The following is a 17,610-nucleotide window of genomic DNA, read 5'->3' on the forward strand; positions in this document are numbered from 1 at the left end:
TGCACCGAAATCGGTGGTCAATTTAGACTGGAAAGTGGTGGTCAATTTGACCGTTTTTTCCAAGTTAAATGTGAAATGGAAATTTTGTTTTTGAAATTTTTTATACCAAATTCGCCCTTGGTTAACCAAAAACAAAATATTAATTTTAAAAATTTAAAGAATTTATGAAATCGAAGATTCACGAACACCAAAAAAACAATAATAATTCGTGAGTAAAAAAATGATTTTTAGTGCAGTAGCACTAGTAGCGTTTTCATTTGCTGGAATGGCGAATGAAATTGAGGATAAAAAACTAATTGATGAAACAGAATTGGTAAATTGTGATCATTGTTATGCTTATGCTGATTCATTAGATGACGGAAGTGATAGAACAAATCAAACATGGATGAGAAATGTTGATGCGTGCAGAACATCTAATGGATGTGAAGCTGAATTCGCAGGATTAATCAAAAAAAAGAGCATAACAGCTGTATAAATCAACAAAAGCTATCTTCGGATAGCTTTTACTTAAAATATTAAAATGAAAATATTTATCTTTTTTATTTCTGCAATATCAATAACATTCGCTCAAAATAACGGCAGAGTAACCTATAAATCTTTTTTTTCAGAAACTGAGGCTACTGAAGAATTAAAAGCAAACAACAGAATGCTTTATCAAGAAAAAATAGATGAAGAAATGATGGCAAAACTATTGCGCTTCTCACTAGACTTCAATAAAGATGAATCTATATTTTATTTGTCTGAAAGTATGATTTCTGATGCAGAAGATGTTTCAACCAAAAAGTATGTTACAAGTTTGTTTTATGGGTATGATAAAATCTATATAAATAAAAAAGAGAATCTTTTAGTTGAAGAATTGCACTACAATTTTGGTACTATCTTAAAAAAAAGAGAAGCAAATTTTATTAATTGGGAATTAAAAAATGAATCAAAAATTATAAATGGATATTTGTGTTACAAAGCTACTTACACCTATATCCAAAAATGGAAAGGCAGAGAATTTCCATGGAAAATAGTAGCTTGGTATTGTCCTGAAATTCCATTTAATTATGGACCAATTCGTTATAGTGGGTTACCTGGAATGATTTTTGAATTGTCTGAAAAAAATAAAGGTTACATTGTAGAAAAAATTGAATTTTTTAATAATCCCCTTTCTATACAAGTACCTAATGAAGGAGAGGAGTTTACAGATGAAGAAATTAAAAAAAGACAGAGTATCATTAGAGAAACCAATTAATTAGAAAATCTAAAAGAAAACTCGCAATTCTAAATGCCAAAATCCCTTTTCCTACTATCCCCTGTTATTTTTTTAAAAAAACATATGGTATAGTTTTTCTATACTTTTAGTTAAATGTGAAACCGATATTTTGTTTTTGAAATTTTTTATACCAAATTCGCCCTTGGTATACCAAAAACAAAGTATTAATTTTAAGAATTTATGAAAAAAATGATTTTTAGTGCAGTTGTACTAGTAGCATTCTCATTTGCTGGTATGGCGAATGAGATTAATGAAAAAGTTGAAACAAACAGAAAAGTAATTGCTAAAAGTTTTATGACAACTGACTGTGACAAATTAGCTAACGATACTATGGATGTTTATGAAGCGGCAGGTTGGACAGTTGAAGAAGCATATGAAAAAGGTCTTGAAGTTTACAATGTTTGTATTGGTAAAACAAAAAAAGTCACTTTAGAATAATCTTTTAATACAACAACCCAAGAGATTCTTGGGTTGTTTAAAACAATGTAAATGAAAGCATATACCATACTTGTATTTTTTCTTTATTTTAATTATAGTAATAGTCAAAATAATACTATAACTTATAATTTTAAAATTCTTGAGGATAAACAATTACTGAATAACGAAGTTATTGGCAAAATGTATAGAGAAGATATGGAAGGAGCAAAATATTTAAATTTCCGTTTAATTTTTAGAGATACTATTGCAAAGTTTGAAAACACCCAATTAACCGAATTAGATGGAAAAAACGCAAAAGGTGCTCTAAATATGAGTAGATGTCGAAAAAAAATTATAGTTTATAAAGATAGTATTTATCAGAATAATGCAGAAGGTGCATTTAAAGAAAATCAATATTTAATAGTAGAACCAATTGAAAAGAAATGGAACTTAACGAATGAATCCAAAAAAATTGACAAATACACCTGCTTTAAAGCTACAACTGAATATATTGTAATTAATTCTAAGGGCACGTTTATTCATCCAGTAATTGCTTGGTACTGTCCTGAAATTCCATATCAATATGGTCCTGCTGGTTATGGTGGTTTACCCGGAATGATATTAGAATTACAAGAAAGAAACAATGTCTTTGGAGCTGTAAAAATTGAATTAAAAACACCTTCAGAAAATATTCAAATCCCTAAAAAAGGAATAAAAATTTCTCATCAAGAATATCAAAATTTATTTTTAAAATTACCAAGATCAGGATTTTAGTATTGTTAATAAGAAAAAATCCTAAAAATCACAATTCTAAATGCCAAAATCCCTAATCCTTTTCTTACTTTTCCCCATTCTTTCTTTTTCCCAAACTTTAATTGGTACGGTGAAAGATACATTGGGTAATCCGTTGCAAAATGCTAATGTTATTGCTAAACCTTTACTAGAAAAACAAGGCTTAAAATTTGCTATTGCCGATCATCTGGGTCGGTATAAGTTAGAACTTGAAAAAGATGTCCCGTATGAAGTGCGTGTTTCTTACTTAGGTTTTCAAGAAGAAATTTTAAATCTTCCTGCTAATTTTACACAAAAAGAACACCATTTTAAATTAGCAGAAACCGGTCAGGAACTCAAAGAAATTACCATTACGTATGATTACCAACCCGTTGTAGTAAAAAAAGATACGCTAATTTATGATGTTAAAGCGTTTACCACAGGAAACGAACGCAAACTCAAAGAGCAACTAGAAAAACTACCCGGCGTTGAAGTAGATAAAAACGGAGGCGTTACCGTTCAAGGTAAAAAAGTAACCAAGTTTTTAGTCGAAGGTAAATCGTTTTTTGGTGGTGGTACCAAATTAGGCGTAGAAAATATTCCTGCTGATGCCGTTGATAAAGTAGAAGTTCTTGATAATTTCAACGAAGTAGGTTTTCTTAAACAAGTCTCTGATTCTGATGATTTGGCTATGAACATCAAGTTGAAAGAAGAAAAAAAGAAGTTTATCTTTGGTGATATTGAAGCTGGTGCAGAAGTAGTTGATGATAATGGATTTTATCTTGGTCATGCTGCTTTGTTTTATTATGCACCAAAAACCAATGTTAGTTTCATTGGCGACCTCAACAACATTGGCAAACGCACCTTTTCCTTTGAAGACATGATGCGTTTTCAAGGTGGCGCAAGCAGTTTTATTTCAGGCAGAAGACAATTGACTAATTTATACTCTTTTGCTTCAGATAATACCGATGTTTTAGAAAATAAATCACAATTTAGCGCCATCAACTTTCGTAGAGAAATCAATTCTAAACTTGATGTAGAAGGTTTTGGTATTTTTTCAAAGCTTTTCACTACTACTTTACGAGAAAGTCAAATCGAATACTTGCAAAACAATGCGTTCACCTTTGAACAACGCACCAATACAGCGGAAAATAGAGCGGTTTTAGGTATTGGAAACATCAAACTGAACTATTCGCCTAACAAAAAAGCAAAAATGTTTTATAACGGCCAATTTCAAGCGAGCAACAACGACAACAGTAGTATGCTTAATTCGGTTCGTGATGGCAATGCTATTTCTTTTGAAACTTTGAATGAAATTGACAACATTCAAATCAAGCAATTTGTAGAATGGCACAAGCAAATCAACAACAAACACACCACTACTTTAGTGGTTAACCAAAGCTACGACAACAACAAACCACAAAACACTTGGCTTACCGATACGGAATTTTTAACCGGATTAATTCCATTGGAAAATGATTCGTTTTATAACATTCAGCAAATCAAAAAAGTACAGAATAATTCCATTGATGCGTTGTTTAAACATTATTGGATTGTCAATAATTTCAATCATTTGTATACCAACATTGGAAATAATTTTGGTACTACAAAACTGGATATTTCCGAAAAGCAATTCCTAACCAATGGCACGATAAACGATTTTGCGGAAAATGGTTTTGGTAACAACATGAATTATTTTTTAAATGACTTCTTCGTTGGTTTGGAATACAAATTTAAAATAGGGAAATGGGTCAACAAACCAGCGTTGTATTCGCATTTTTTCTATTTGGAAACCCAACAAGTAACCAATGATTACAAAATTACAACCCATTTATTGGAACCCAAATGGCATAGCGAATACGAATTCAACCAATCCGAAAGTTTGAAATTCGATTACCAATTATCAAATACGTTTCCCGAAGCTTCTCAGTTATTGGAACGATTTACCTTGCAAAATTATAATTCGGTTTTTAGAGGAAATGCGTTACTTAGAAATGAGCGTTTTCACAGTGCTGTTTTACGCTACAACAAAACCAGTATGTATCGTGGTTTAATGATCTTTGCCAATGCCAGTTTCAACAAAAAAGTAAGAACCATAAGAAACGATGTGGAACTTTTAGGCATTGACCAATTTACCACACCAACCATCACCGATAATCCTGAAACCAATTGGCGCGCGACAGGAACCATTGAAAAAAGAATTCACAAATTCAGAGCGAGTTTGAATGCGAATTTGAGTTGGTTCAACTATGTACAAACGGTGAATAACACTACAACAACAAACGACAGAAACAATCAAAGCATTGGTGTAAGAGTACGAACGGCAAACAAAAAATGGCCTGGAGCAAGTGTGAGTTATAACAAATCGTTCAGTCAGTTTTCAGGATTGACGCAATCTAGTTTAACTTCAGATAGAATTGGATTGGATTTAGATATCGATTTTTTAAAGCATTTTAACTTCAAAACCGATTACCAAATTACCTACAACGAAGACAGTAACAACCAAAAAACCGATTTCAGTATTGCCAACGCGTTTTTAAGCTACCAAAAGAAAAATAACCCTTTTAGATTTGAATTATCCGCACAAAATTTCTTGAACAATGGCGTAAAAATCAACAACAGTTTTTCTGACTTCATGATTTCAAACACCACAACATTCATTTTACCAAGAATTGTAATGTTGAGCGTGAGTTATAAGCTTTAAAAAAGTTCACAGTCACAGTTTTCAGTCGCAGAAAAATCTGAGTCATCAGTGTTCAATAAAAAATTCCAATTATCTGAAAATCAAATAACTTTGTGAACTTCGTGCCTTTTTAATATTCCTTGTGGTTAAAAAAACGCTTAACAGCGTGACAAGTTTGTGAAGAAGAAATTTGTGAAAATCCGCGTTTCAACTGCGACTGAAAACTGCGACTGCTGACTAAGAACGCTTCATCTCAATATGTGGAATATCATCTTCCAAATACATTTCGCTGGTTTGTACAAACCCGTGTGATTCGTAGAATTTTTTCAAATATTCCTGAGCTGAAATCGTGATGGCAGTTTGGTTGAAATCATCTTTTATTGCAGCAATAGAAACGCGCATCAAATCATGTCCAAATTTTTTATCTCGGAATTTCGGGCTCACCACCACGCGACCAATTGAGGCTTCTTCAAAATAGTATCCTTTGTCAAATAATCGGGAATAAGCTACTAATTCGTCATTGAAGTAACCTAAAACATGTAACGCTTTCTTATCTTTCCCGTCAATGTCTTGATAAACGCAATTTTGCTCCACTACAAAGACTTCTGAGCGCAATTGTAGTATTTCATACAACTCGGTTATGGAAAGTTCATTAAATCGCTTTATTTGGAATTGAATCATGATAAGTGATAGGTGGTGGGTGATAGGTGATGGGTTTTTGGTAATAAATTATGAAACCTATTACCAATTACCTATAACCTAAAAATTATTTCAAGAATTTTACCGATTTAATAATTGCTTCTAACTCAAACATCAAATCACGTTTGGCTTTTGAAGGATTGAAAGTGAAACCTTCTAAGATTAAATAGCGTTGGTTTTTCTCATCACGAATGGCATAATTAACAAATGTTCCTGCCATGAAATCGTTTTTTAATTCCCAAGCCCCTTTGGTTTCGTATGTTTTTTTGCCCGCAATCGTTACATCAAATAAATACGGTGCATAAGCTTCTTCCGTAATCATCCAAGTGTTCGGTAAAACACCGTGAATGAATTGCTTTCCAATTGAATCGCGCATGGCAATGATGTTTCCAATGGTATTTTCCCCTTTATCAATTACATCTAATGGCACATCATATACCAAAATACTGTTGTAACCCGATGAAAACTCTTTACGAATCCATAAGAAATTTTCTTGAACCATATCATATTTATAACCATGACCAATATTCAAACTAATACCAAATTGTTCTTTTATTTTAGAATCACTAATAAGCGCTTTTTTAATTCTCTTTTGGTTTTCTTTGATTTCAGAAGCTTTGATTGTAGCAATCATTTCTGGAGCTCTTTCTTCCAATAAAGCTAAAATTTCGACATTGGTTTTTCCTGAAATGTAAAATACGTTTTGCGGTTTGGCAAACTCATCTTTTTTGAAATTGAATCCTGTTTTTTCACCTTTACTAACAATAACCACATTGCGACTTTTTCTAACAAATCCCTCAAAAACTCGGGTTGGATATTGGTTTAAATTGAATAATGGTTCTTCTTGCAGCAAACCATCAACAGGTGCGGCAAATTTTTTACGAATACTATCCCCTATTTCTCCATTCCAAATCATTTCATCAGCAATGATAGAAACGTGATTAATTTTAGCATTGGATTCAGGTAAAATAGCTTTCTTATCCGCTTCAGAATCCTTACAAGAAGCGAAAAGAGTTACAGCAACTAATGCCAATACAAACTTTTTCATGACTAGAATTTTATCCATTGGTTTTTAATTTCATTCCGGGTTGTATAGCATCACCGCTAATATCGTTCCATTTTTTCAAATTTTCGACAGAAACTCCGGGAAATTGTCTTGCAATAGAGAATAATGAGTCGCCACTTTTTACCGTATAATACCCACTATTACTAGCTTTTGGCGTGTTTTGAACTACTGGAGCAGAGGCACCATAAACTTTTAAAGTTTTTCCTGCTTGAATATTATTTCCTTTAATATTATTCCATTTTCTAAGGCTAGAGATAGTCGTTTTATATTTACTCGCTATTAAACCCAGGCTTTCACCAGAACGAATTTTATGATAAACAACTGTAGATTGTGAATCTGAATTGCTAACTGTTGCTACTATAGAACTGTGATACGGTTTTTCTTTTAAATTTTCTTGGTAGTCTACGTAAGCATAAACCTTTTCTTCATTGGAAACGAATAACCCAATTTTATTTTTTGGTAAACGCAAATAATGCGGTTTAGCAACATCAAAAGGAACTACGTTCAATTTATAAATTGGATTTAAAAATTCAATTTGTGAAACAGGAATATCTAACAATTCTGAAACTTGTTGGAATGTAATGCGTTTTTTTACCGCAATAGTATCCGTTTCAAAATACGTCATTGGCGCTTTTTTGGGTTGTAATCCGTGTTCTTTTGTGTATTCGTAAATGTACAAAGTTGCTAAAAAAGCAGGAACATAATTAGCCGTTTCTTGTGGTAAATTTCTACGAATATTCCAATAATTCTGACTTCCGCCCGAACGACGAATCGCTTTGGAAACGTTTCCTGGTCCAGCATTGTAAGAAGCTAGAACCAAACTCCAATCGCCAAAAATCGTGTATAAACTTGATAAATATTGGCATGCCGCTTCTGTTGCTTTCAATGGATCATAGCGTTCATCTACATACGAATTCACTTCTAAGTTGAATTGTTTTCCTGTTGGATACATAAATTGCCATAAACCTGTTGCGCCCACTCGAGATTTCGCTTTTGGATTCAAAGCAGATTCTACAATAGCTAAATATTTGATTTCCAATGGCACATTGTACTTAGCCAAATGCTCTTCAAACATGGGAAAGTAATATTCTGAAATAGCCATTAAGCGCTCAAATGACGTTTTTCGTTTCTTTAAAAAAGTTTTGATTAAATTTTCTAATCCAGGTGTATATTCTACATTGAATGGCGATTTTGCATCCAATTTTGCCAATCTGCTTTTTAAAACATCTGTTGACAAATCATAGGTTACCAAAGAATCAATATTGGTTGTCATTACATCAGAAAGCATTTCCTGAAAAATTTCATCATTGCTCAATTCTGCCATCCAGCGTTCATCGATACAATTACTTGTATTGTGATTAATAAAAGTAGCTTTCAAAGAATCCAAATACGATAATTTAGGTAAAGCTATATTGGTTTCTATCACGTCACTTTCTTGCGACCATACGGAAGAAGAAAGTAAACTTGCCGTTAGAATTAGAATTAATTTTTTCATGTCTTTGTATTTCAGGGGCTTAACTTAGTATAACTAAGAAAATTGTTTTTTATTGTGTTTATTCTAAAATTGCCGCTATTCCTGGCAAAGTTCTTCCTTCTAACATTTCTAACATAGCGCCGCCACCAGTAGAAACGTAGCTCATTTTTGGCTCAAAACCAAATTGCTTTACTGCAGCAACACTATCACCACCACCAACAAGCGAAAACGCTCCGTTTGCAGTAGATTCAGCAATGAAATCACCTAATTTAATGGTTCCGTTAGCAAATTTTTCCATTTCAAAAACACCTAATGGACCGTTCCATAAAATAGTTTTGGAATCTAAAATGATTCTTCTGATGATTTCTAATGATTTTGGACCAACATCCAATCCTTGCCAACCATCAGGAATTTGTTTTACATCAACAATTTGTGTATTGGCATCGTTAGAAAAAGCGTCAGCCGCAACAACATCAACTGGAATGTGAATTTGAACGCCTTTTTCTTTGGCTTTTTTCAAAATTTCGATTGCCAATTCTAGTTTATCATCTTCACAAATTGAATTTCCGATGTTTCCTCCCAAAGCTTTTACGAAAGTAAACGTCATTCCACCACCAATTATCATGTGGTTCACTTTGTCTAAAATATTTTCAATTACCGTGATTTTGGAAGAAACTTTACTTCCGCCCAAAATAGCAACTACTGGTTTTTCCGAATTTTTCAATACTTTTTCAATACTTTCAATTTCTTTGGCAAGTAGATAACCAAAACATTTTGCGTCATTGAAAAATTGAGCAATTATAGTTGTAGAAGCGTGTGCTCGGTGAGCTGTTCCAAAAGCATCGTTTACATAAATATCGCCTAATTTGGCTAATTTTTCAGCAAAAGCTACATCGCCTTTTTCTTCTTCGGCATAAAAACGAAGATTTTCCAATAATAGAATTTCGCCTGATTGTAAATTTTTGGCAGCATTTTCAGCTACTTCACCAATACAATCTGATACAAAATGCACTTTTTGACCTAAAATTTCTTCGGTTTTTGCTACAATATGTTGTAAGGAATATTTGGCTTCAACGCCTTTTGGTCTTCCCAAATGACTCATCAAAATAACACTTCCGCCGTCTTGTAAAATTTTGGTAATCGTTGGCTTTGCTGCTTCAATTCTAGTAGCATCAGTTACGCTAAAATTTTCATCAAGCGGCACGTTAAAATCAACGCGAATAATCGCTTTCTTTTGGTTGAAATTAAAATCGTTAAGTGTTTTCATTGTTGTGTAATTGTTAAGTAAGGATTGCAAATATAAATTATTGTGTTTTAAAATTTTATAATAAAAGTCATATTTATGAAATTTTTAATCGATTTTCTTTTTAATTTTCAAATGAAAATCAGTCATTTTTGGGATTTTTTAATTAGGTTTGTGCTATGCTTTTTCAAGAAATTTTAGGTCAAGAACACATTAAAAATCACCTCAAAAGAAGTGCTGATTTGGGTAGAATTGCTCATGCGCAACTTTTCGTAGGTCCAGAAGGTTGTGGTACATTACCCATGGCCATTGCTTATGCTCAGTATATTTTATGCCAAAATTCAGGTGAAAATAATACTGGAAATAGCAGTTGTAATTTGAAATTTGAACAGGTATCGCATCCTGATTTGCATTTTGCTTTTCCGGTTGCTGGAACGGAAGATGTAAAAAGTCATCCTGTAAGTTCTAATTTTTTAACGGAATGGCGCGAATTTCTTGCTGAAAATCCATACGCTGGATTGTTTGATTGGTTGCAAAAAATTGGAATTGAAAAAAAGCAAGGCAACATTAGTGTTCATGAAGCGGCTGAAATCAATAAATCTTTATCGTTAAAAGCATTTGAAGGTGGTTATAAAGTGATGATTATTTGGATGGCAGAAAAAATGAATACACAAGCTGCCAACAAATTACTGAAATTACTAGAAGAACCACCAAGCAAAACGATTTTCATTTTAATTGCTGAAAGTAAAGATGCGATTTTACAAACGATTTTGTCGCGCTGTCAAGTGTTGGATTTCATTGGATTAAGTGAAAGTGAAATTGCCATTGGGTTACAAGATAAATACCAATGTGAAGAAAAATTAGCCCATCGAATTGCGCATCAAAGCGAAGGGAATTTCAATAAAGCCATTCAGCTGTTTTTGAAAGATGAAGACGATTATCCGTTTGAAGAATGGTTTATAGAGTGGGTAAGAAGCGCGTTCAAAGCCAAAGGAAATGCTGCAGCTATTCACGATTTGATTGCTTGGAGTGAAAAAATTGCCAGTTTAGGAAGAGAAGTTCAAAAGCAGTTTTTGCATTATTGCATTCAGTTTTTTAGACAAGCGATGTTACAGAATTATCAAGTGAATCAATTGGTTTATTTTGAACCAAAAACCAGTAATTTTCAGTTAGAAAAATTTGCGCCTTTTGTGGATGGTGGCAACATCATGGAGATTTACAAAGAACTTGATGATGCTATTTATCACATAGAACGCAACGGAAATAGTAAATTAATTTTAACCGATTTATCCATAAAATTAACCCGATTGATTCACAAAAAAAGTTAGTTATGATGACGAATGCCGCTCCAATCTTGATTTTGCTGTTGTTAGCCATTACTTTTTTGTATTCCAGCTTTGAAAAGTTGACCGATTGGAACGGAACTATGACTTGGTTGCAATCGCATTTTGCCAATACTTTTGTGGTTAAGTATTTGAAAATCTGCTTGATTTTGGTTTTAGTAATGGAAATAATTACTGGCGTTTTTTGTGTTTCAGGAATTATTGAATTGGCACTAAAACCTACTAGTAAAATTGCTTGGTATGCCGCTGTTTTTTCTTGTTTAACTTTGTTAGCTTTGCTTTTTGGTCAACGCATTGCGAAAGATTATGACGGTGCTAGAACATTGGTTATTTATTTTATTCCAGCGGTTGTTTTGGTGTATTGGTTGTGATTTTTCACGTGAAACGATTGAAAATTTTATTTCTTCACCAAACTCGCTTTGTACAATCGCAGTTCATCCCATGAGAATTTATCTCCGTGAATTTCTTTCAATTCGCCTAAACTTTCGCCTTTGTAATCTTGGAACGCTACTTCCAATTCCTTCACTTTGTCTTCGGGTAAAATTTCGGAAAGTTGAACAATTTCCATTTGGATTAATTTGCTAAAATGATTGAAAATGGTTTGTGGTGTTAGTTTTCTTTCTTTGGCAATTTCATAAATGGTTAGGTTTTGTTTCCAAAGTTCCAAGGTATCTTCGATGGTAGATTTTTTAGGTTCTTTGGTTTTCTTCTTTTTAGGTTCGTAATAATACGAAACATCATCCTCATCTTCAACTAATGAATTACTAATCGCTTTAAATCGCTCTGAAACTTTTACTAATTTATTGATTTTATACACGTTAGCATCTTCCGAAATTAGATTTTTCTTTGAAATTTCTTTGCCTTCAACAATAATTTGTGTGAGTAATTTCACCTTTTTCAGTTGTAAAATGGCTTTAATTTGTAAATCTTCCAATTCCAATAATTCATCATGGAAAGTTTTTACTTTTTTGGTACGTTTCACTTCTTCAATTTTAAGCAACAACTCTTCGGTTATTTCATCTAAAATCTTAAAAAAATAATCGTAAGCGGCATCACATCTCTGTTTTACAAATTCAGGTTGAAGTTCGGTTTCGTTGAAAATTTTATGCAATTGTTGCAAGAACTTGATTGAAGGTTCTGCTATTGTAGCTATTTTATCGTGTTGTTCTATAGCCCATTTTTCGTGCTTAGTTTTTGGCGATTTCGGTGCTTCGGATTTATAACTAAAAATATGATTGCGCCATTCTTGAACTAACTGCTTGAAATCAAATGCATTGAATAATGAATGTAGCCAAAATTGTAAAGTTTCAACCGTTAATTCGTTTTTAAGAATTTCTTCTGTTGCTTTGTTTTCAGCATAACTCAATACTTCTTCATCGCTAGAAATGCCATTCATTCGAAGCGGAGAAAGCAAAATTAGCCCTTTTAACGAACGCAAACGTGATAAAGCCACATAGGCTTGGCCAGGAGCGAAAACTTGCGACACATCGAGCGCTGCTTTGTCGAACGTTAAGCCTTGACTTTTATGAACGGTAATTGCCCAAGCTAATTTAATAGGGTAGTGGACAAACGTTCCAATGACTTCTTCTGTGACTTCCTTTGTGTTCTCATCCACTTTATAACGGATATTTTGCCATTCGTAGCGTTCTACTTCAATGGTTTTGTTTTCTTCTGGAAAATTCACGAAAATTTCTTTTTCCGAAAGCGAATGAATAACACCCATTTTTCCGTTGTAAAACTGTTTATCGAAGTTTAAATCGTTTTTGATAAACATGATTTGAGCGCCCACTTTTAGTCGAAGTTGTTCGTCTAATGGATAAATTTTATCTGGAAATTCTCCAGTAATTTCAGGAAAATAAGAAAATTCTTTTCCTTTTAAATCTTCCAATGACTTTGCGTTTGTAGTATCCGCTTTGGTATTGTGCGTGGTTAAGATGATGTAACCTTTATTGGTTTTCAAATCAAAATTAGGTTGAACGAATTGATTTAGAAGTTGGACATCATTGGAAGTAATTTTGTTATAACGCAAATTATTCAACACATCGATGAATTCGGCATCCGTTTGGCGAAAAATTTTATCTAATTCTATGTACAACGGTGGAAATTGTTGCATCACGTGCGAATGAAAAAAGAACATGCCCCGGTAATACTTTTTCAAAACATCCCATTCTTCATTTTTGACTACTGGTGGTAATTGTAATAAATCTCCTATAAATAAAACTTGGACACCACCAAAAGGTTTTTCAATTCTTCGCACTTTTCGCATCATAAAATCGATGGCGTCTAAAACATCGGCACGAAGCATAGAAACTTCATCAATGATAAGCAATTCCATGTTTCGAATAACGGCACGTTTCACGTTATTCATCTTAAAATGCCGACCTAAAGAATTGCGATTTTCAAATTTATAGGTTGGTGAAAAATTGGGAAGTTCCTTATTATCAGGTAAAAAAGCGGCAAAAGGCAATTGAAAAAGCGAATGAATAGTAACACCACCAGCATTTAGCGCGGCGATTCCTGTTGGTGCTACAACTACCGTATTTTTGTGTGTTGTGGCGATAATTTCTTTTAAAAGCGTTGTTTTTCCAGTTCCGGCTTTACCGGTTAAGAAAATGGATTTATTGGTTTGATTAATAAATCGAAGCGTGTAAGTTGCTGCGGCTGATAGTGATTCCATGTGGCGTAAATTTAATAATAATACCGATTTTGCTCTGAAATTACTGCAATAAAACGCCCTTTTTTCCTTTCTACTTCCCTATAAAAAGAAAACGTAGCTATGGCTATGCTTTATTTTTCTATGTTGTATAAAGAAAAAAATCATCATTTTCTTTTACAGTAATTTCAAAACAAAAACGGTATAACAAATATATAGCATTTATTGGGAATAAAAAAGTCCTGCTTTTCAACAGGACTTCATTGGTATTTAAAATTAAGAATTACTTCTTAGTTTCTTCTTTTTTTGGTTCTTCTTTAGAAGTTTCTTTACCTTTAGATGCTTGGAATTCTTCATTTAATAATTTTAGAATTTCTTCTGTGATATCATAGTTTTCTTTAGCATACAAAACTGTTGCAGCGTCGCCAGTACCATAGATATAATCGTAACCGTTCTTTTTACCGTAATCTTTGATAAAATCCTTCATTGATTTTACGATTTCGCTTCTAATACTGTCACTTTCAACTTGGATTTGGCGTAACAAAGCGTTTTGTTCCATTTGCAATTCTTGCTCACGACGTTGTAATTCAGCACCTTTTTGTTGCGCCCAAGCCATTCCTTTTACTTCTGCGTTGCTTTGGAAGTTTTGTGCTTCGTACTGGAAATTCTTTAGTTTAGTTTCTAAAGGTCTTCCCATTTCTAAAGATTTCACTTTAAATTTTTCCTCTTCATCTTTAAACTTATCATATTTCTCCATCAAAGTTGCTGTATCAATATAAGCCGTTTTTGCTCCTTCAGCTGAAGCGGTTTCTTTGTTACATGAAATAGTTGCTAACGCAATTCCTAAAATTAAAAGTGCTTTTTTCATTAGTGTATGTGTAAATGTGTTTTTTAAATTTTTGTAAAAATAGTAATTCCTTGTGAAGTAGCAAATAAACTGAAAAATTAAAGTATAAGATTTATTTATTAAAACTAATTTTAATTATAATTTTCAACTATTTAAAACAACTTAAATACATTAGATTTAAATGAAAATCAAAAATCAGAAAGGTTTTGATATATTTAATAGATTAAAAAGCCTTTAAATCGCTTTAAAATGATTTTTACTGCTTTTTTATGATGTAAATATGTGATGAAAATTCTTTTTTTACTAAACCAGATATATTTGATACCAATCCAATAAAAAATCCTTTGACAAAGTTCATTTTCCCATTTTTGTATTTTTCAGATAAAAGTGCCACATAAAAACTATCAAACCACATGGGTTTTACTTTTTTCAGTTGCATGTTTTGATCAGCAAATAATTTTCTAATCGCTGTTTTTGAAAAATGCCATAAATGTCGGGGCACATCATAAGCTGCCCAAAACTCCTTATAGTATTTAGCATCGTAGGATTTGAAATTGGGAACAGCAATAATAATTGTTCCGTTAGATTTCAACAAACGTTTTAGTGTTGCAATATGTTCTTCCAAATTTGGCACGTGTTCTAAAACATGCCACATGGAAATTACATCAAAACTTTCGTCTGCCAATTCTTCTAAATTGGTTCCAAAAGAAACTCCTTTTTGAATGGCAATTTGTTTTGCTTTGTCATTAGGTTCAATTCCTGTTGTAATCCAATTTTGTTTTTTAGCTTCCAATAAAAAATCGCCTGTTCCAGCACCAATATCTAAAAGTGTGCCTTTTTCAGGATGCCATTGGTTAATTAATTTGACTTTGCTTTTTATTGCATTGCTTTTTACTAAATGATACATTTTTTCAAAAAGCGTTCTTTTGCCATCGGTGTGCGAAATATAATCTTCGCTTTCGTAATAACTAGGTAAACTTTCTAACGAAGGTTGTGGATGCGTTTTAAGCAAATCGTAAGCCTCGTTATGCAATAAAGAAAAAGATTCTCCAGAAACTGAAAAATCTTTAACGGTAATAAATTTTTTGTCTTCTAAAAAAATCATTTGTAAAATTTTATGCCAATGGCTTATTTTAGTAGGGTTGACTGAATTGTTTCACGTGAAACATATCCAGTTGACAGTCGCAGTATTCAGTCGCAGATAAATGAAAACTGAAAACTGAGACTGAAAACTAAGACTATCTTCCCATATAGATTAACAACACCGAAACATCGCTTGGAGAAACTCCGCTGATTCTTGATGCTTGTGCAATGGTTCTTGGTCTAATTTTATTTAATTTCTGTTTGGCTTCAATGGAGATGGATTGAATCTTATCAAAATTAAAGTTTTCTGGAATAATTACATCTTCTAAACGTGTCAATTTATCCGCGTGACTTTTTTCCTTTTCAATATAACCTGAATACTTCACTTGAATTTCGGCTTGCTCTACAATTTCTTGATCCAAATGATTTTCTTCGATGTAAGTCGCCACTTTTTTAAATTTAATAAAATCTTCCAAATCCAATTGCGGACGAGAAAAGACTTTAAACATTTTATCGGGTTGTGACATTAACGAAGAACCTTTGGCTTCTAAAATTGGATTCGCTTCTTCTGGTTTCAAACTTGTTTCTCTGAAGAAAGTGACCATCGCTTCCGATTTCGAAAGTTTTTCTTCCATTCTTCGTAAACGATCTTCTTTAGCTAAACCAATTTCATATCCTTTTGGTGTTAATCTAAAGTCGGCATTATCTTGACGTAATAACGTTCTGTATTCGGCTCGAGAAGTAAACATACGATAAGGCTCTTCTGTTCCTTTGGTAATTAAATCGTCAATTAAAACTCCGATGTAAGCTTCATCACGTTTTAAAACAAACGGTGCTTTTTCTTGCACTTTTAAAGCTGCATTAATTCCAGCCATTAAACCTTGAGAAGCCGCTTCTTCGTATCCTGTAGTTCCGTTAATTTGTCCAGCGAAATACAAACCGTCAATTAATTTGGTTTCTAATGTATGTTGCAATTGCGTAGGAGGGAAGTAATCATATTCAATAGCATAACCCGGACGGAAGAATTTTACATTCTCAAATCCAGCAACGGAACGTAAAGCTTTAAACTGAACATCTTCTGGTAGCGAAGTTGAAAAACCGTTGATATAATATTCGCAAGTTGTCCAACCTTCTGGTTCAACGAACAACTGATGGCGTTCCTTATCCGCAAATCGATTAATCTTGTCTTCAATAGACGGACAATATCTTGGACCAATACTTTGTATTCTTCCGTTGAACATTGGACTTCTATCAAAACCTTCACGTAAAATATCATGAACTTGAAGAGATGTATATGACATCCAACAAGAGCGTTGTGTAGTCAAAGGCGAAGTCACATTGGAATAAGAAAACTTCTCAGGTTTAACATCTCCAGGTTGTTCTTCCATTTTAGAAAAATCTAACGAGCGACCATCTACTCTTGGAGGTGTTCCCGTTTTCATTCTGCCTGACTCAAAACCTAATTTAGCCAAATCTTCTGTAATTCCAAAAGAAGCACTTTCTCCTGCGCGACCACCACCAAATTGTTTATCACCAATATGAATCAATCCATTTAAGAATGTTCCATTAGTAAGCACAACTGTCTTTCCTTTTATCTCAATTCCAAGTGAAGTTCGAACACCTACAATCTTTCCGTTTTCAGACAAAATTCCCGAAACCATTTCTTGGTAGAAATCTAAATTAGGAGTTGCCTCCAACATGTTTCGCCATTCTTCAGCGAACTTCATTCTATCCGATTGCACTCTTGGCGACCACATCGCTGGACCTTTGGATTTGTTCAACATTTTAAATTGGATAGCGGTTCTGTCAGAAACAATTCCTGAATAACCACCCAAGGCATCAATCTCACGAACGATTTGACCTTTTGCAATTCCGCCCATAGCCGGATTGCAAGACATCTGCGCGATGTTTTGTAAATTCATGGTCACCAACAAAGTGGAACACCCCATGTTAGCGGCAGCAGCAGCAGCTTCACAACCGGCATGCCCAGCACCAACAACAATTACATCATATTGATTTAAAAACATTATTCTTATTATTATGTTCCACGTGAAACATTTAAAAAAATTTCTA

General features: G+C 33.3%; 15 protein-coding genes. 7 read left to right on the forward strand and 8 right to left on the reverse strand.

Features of this window, described 5'->3' with window-relative positions; genetic code table 11:
* Positions 1 to 220: 220 nt before the first annotated feature.
* The 5 genes from DPN68_RS00005 (at position 221) to DPN68_RS00025 (ending at position 5,150) form a co-directional block, all read left to right on the forward strand.
* Positions 221 to 475 carry a hypothetical protein gene (locus DPN68_RS00005; protein ID WP_113987533.1) on the forward strand — a complete coding sequence of 85 codons (255 nt, stop codon included), beginning with the start codon at positions 221 to 223 and terminating at the stop codon, positions 473 to 475.
* Between the two features lie 45 nt (positions 476 to 520).
* Positions 521 to 1,237 (forward strand): GLPGLI family protein, encoded by a 717-nt coding sequence (locus DPN68_RS00010; protein WP_113987534.1) that lies wholly within the window; start codon positions 521 to 523, stop codon positions 1,235 to 1,237.
* A 201-nt stretch (positions 1,238 to 1,438) separates the two neighbouring features.
* Positions 1,439 to 1,696 carry a hypothetical protein gene (locus DPN68_RS00015; protein ID WP_113987535.1) on the forward strand — a complete coding sequence of 86 codons (258 nt, stop codon included), beginning with the start codon at positions 1,439 to 1,441 and terminating at the stop codon, positions 1,694 to 1,696.
* Positions 1,697 to 1,747: 51 nt separating this feature from the next.
* A complete protein-coding gene (locus tag DPN68_RS00020) occupies positions 1,748 to 2,449 on the forward strand; it encodes a GLPGLI family protein (RefSeq protein ID WP_113987536.1) in 702 nt (233 codons plus the stop codon).
* A gap of 40 nt (positions 2,450 to 2,489) precedes the next feature.
* Positions 2,490 to 5,150: a TonB-dependent receptor gene (locus tag DPN68_RS00025; protein ID WP_113987537.1), complete on the forward strand. Its 2,661-nt coding sequence runs from the start codon at positions 2,490 to 2,492 to the stop codon at positions 5,148 to 5,150.
* A 216-nt stretch (positions 5,151 to 5,366) separates the two neighbouring features.
* Here the strand turns inward: DPN68_RS00025 and DPN68_RS00030 are convergent, their stop codons facing one another.
* The 4 genes from DPN68_RS00030 to DPN68_RS00045 form a co-directional block, all read right to left on the reverse strand.
* Entirely contained in the window at positions 5,367 to 5,810 is a 444-nt protein-coding gene (locus tag DPN68_RS00030) for a GNAT family N-acetyltransferase (protein WP_113987538.1), read from the reverse strand.
* A gap of 85 nt (positions 5,811 to 5,895) precedes the next feature.
* Entirely contained in the window at positions 5,896 to 6,876 is a 981-nt protein-coding gene (locus tag DPN68_RS00035) for a DUF4837 family protein (RefSeq protein WP_113987846.1), read from the reverse strand.
* A 10-nt stretch (positions 6,877 to 6,886) separates the two neighbouring features.
* Positions 6,887 to 8,389: a lytic transglycosylase domain-containing protein gene (locus DPN68_RS00040; protein ID WP_113987539.1), complete on the reverse strand. Its 1,503-nt coding sequence runs from the start codon at positions 8,387 to 8,389 to the stop codon at positions 6,887 to 6,889.
* Positions 8,390 to 8,447: 58 nt separating this feature from the next.
* Positions 8,448 to 9,635, reverse strand: a complete 1,188-nt coding sequence (locus DPN68_RS00045; RefSeq protein ID WP_113987540.1) for a phosphoglycerate kinase — start codon at positions 9,633 to 9,635, stop codon at positions 8,448 to 8,450.
* Positions 9,636 to 9,790: 155 nt separating this feature from the next.
* Here DPN68_RS00045 and DPN68_RS00050 point away from each other — a divergent pair, with 155 nt between their 5' ends.
* Together DPN68_RS00050 and DPN68_RS00055 are read left to right on the forward strand one after the other, a co-directional pair.
* Positions 9,791 to 10,939, forward strand: coding sequence for a DNA polymerase III subunit (locus tag DPN68_RS00050; RefSeq protein WP_113987541.1), 1,149 nt, complete (start codon positions 9,791 to 9,793; stop codon positions 10,937 to 10,939).
* 2 nt (positions 10,940 to 10,941) lie between these two features.
* Entirely contained in the window at positions 10,942 to 11,325 is a 384-nt protein-coding gene (locus DPN68_RS00055; protein ID WP_317047752.1) for a DoxX family protein, read from the forward strand.
* A gap of 26 nt (positions 11,326 to 11,351) precedes the next feature.
* Here the strand turns inward: DPN68_RS00055 and DPN68_RS00060 are convergent, their stop codons facing one another.
* The 4 genes from DPN68_RS00060 to mnmG form a co-directional block, all read right to left on the reverse strand.
* On the reverse strand, positions 11,352 to 13,631 hold the full coding sequence (locus DPN68_RS00060; RefSeq protein WP_113987542.1) for a helix-turn-helix domain-containing protein: 2,280 nt from the start codon (positions 13,629 to 13,631) through the stop codon (positions 11,352 to 11,354).
* A gap of 259 nt (positions 13,632 to 13,890) precedes the next feature.
* On the reverse strand, positions 13,891 to 14,475 hold the full coding sequence (locus DPN68_RS00065; protein ID WP_113987543.1) for an OmpH family outer membrane protein: 585 nt from the start codon (positions 14,473 to 14,475) through the stop codon (positions 13,891 to 13,893).
* A gap of 235 nt (positions 14,476 to 14,710) precedes the next feature.
* On the reverse strand, positions 14,711 to 15,559 hold the full coding sequence (locus tag DPN68_RS00070) for a class I SAM-dependent methyltransferase (RefSeq protein WP_113987544.1): 849 nt from the start codon (positions 15,557 to 15,559) through the stop codon (positions 14,711 to 14,713).
* A 133-nt stretch (positions 15,560 to 15,692) separates the two neighbouring features.
* Positions 15,693 to 17,564: a tRNA uridine-5-carboxymethylaminomethyl(34) synthesis enzyme MnmG gene (gene mnmG / locus DPN68_RS00075; protein WP_113987545.1), complete on the reverse strand. Its 1,872-nt coding sequence runs from the start codon at positions 17,562 to 17,564 to the stop codon at positions 15,693 to 15,695.
* Positions 17,565 to 17,610: the final 46 nt, after the last annotated feature.

This window comes from Flavobacterium tibetense (assembly GCF_003293845.1).
GTDB classification, from domain to species: Bacteria; Bacteroidota; Bacteroidia; order Flavobacteriales; family Flavobacteriaceae; genus Flavobacterium; species Flavobacterium tibetense.

Excerpts from the sequence above, each read along its gene's own strand:
- DPN68_RS00035 (WP_113987846.1), bottom strand. The coding sequence starts at position 6,876 with ATGAAAAAGTTTGTATTGGCATTAGTTGCTGTAACTCTTTTCGCTTCT.
- DPN68_RS00040 (WP_113987539.1), bottom strand. The coding sequence starts at position 8,389 with ATGAAAAAATTAATTCTAATTCTAACGGCAAGTTTACTTTCTTCTTCC.
- DPN68_RS00060 (WP_113987542.1), bottom strand. The coding sequence starts at position 13,631 with ATGGAATCACTATCAGCCGCAGCAACTTACACGCTTCGATTTATTAAT.
- DPN68_RS00070 (WP_113987544.1), bottom strand. The coding sequence starts at position 15,559 with ATGATTTTTTTAGAAGACAAAAAATTTATTACCGTTAAAGATTTTTCA.
- DPN68_RS00010 (WP_113987534.1), top strand. The coding sequence starts at position 521 with ATGAAAATATTTATCTTTTTTATTTCTGCAATATCAATAACATTCGCT.
- DPN68_RS00050 (WP_113987541.1), top strand. The coding sequence starts at position 9,791 with ATGCTTTTTCAAGAAATTTTAGGTCAAGAACACATTAAAAATCACCTC.
- DPN68_RS00005 (WP_113987533.1), top strand. The coding sequence starts at position 221 with ATGATTTTTAGTGCAGTAGCACTAGTAGCGTTTTCATTTGCTGGAATG.
- DPN68_RS00065 (WP_113987543.1), bottom strand. The coding sequence starts at position 14,475 with ATGAAAAAAGCACTTTTAATTTTAGGAATTGCGTTAGCAACTATTTCA.
- DPN68_RS00015 (WP_113987535.1), top strand. The coding sequence starts at position 1,439 with ATGAAAAAAATGATTTTTAGTGCAGTTGTACTAGTAGCATTCTCATTT.
- DPN68_RS00025 (WP_113987537.1), top strand. The coding sequence starts at position 2,490 with ATGCCAAAATCCCTAATCCTTTTCTTACTTTTCCCCATTCTTTCTTTT.
- mnmG (WP_113987545.1), bottom strand. The coding sequence starts at position 17,564 with ATGTTTTTAAATCAATATGATGTAATTGTTGTTGGTGCTGGGCATGCC.
- DPN68_RS00055 (WP_317047752.1), top strand. The coding sequence starts at position 10,942 with ATGATGACGAATGCCGCTCCAATCTTGATTTTGCTGTTGTTAGCCATT.
- DPN68_RS00030 (WP_113987538.1), bottom strand. The coding sequence starts at position 5,810 with ATGATTCAATTCCAAATAAAGCGATTTAATGAACTTTCCATAACCGAG.
- DPN68_RS00045 (WP_113987540.1), bottom strand. The coding sequence starts at position 9,635 with ATGAAAACACTTAACGATTTTAATTTCAACCAAAAGAAAGCGATTATT.
- DPN68_RS00020 (WP_113987536.1), top strand. The coding sequence starts at position 1,748 with ATGAAAGCATATACCATACTTGTATTTTTTCTTTATTTTAATTATAGT.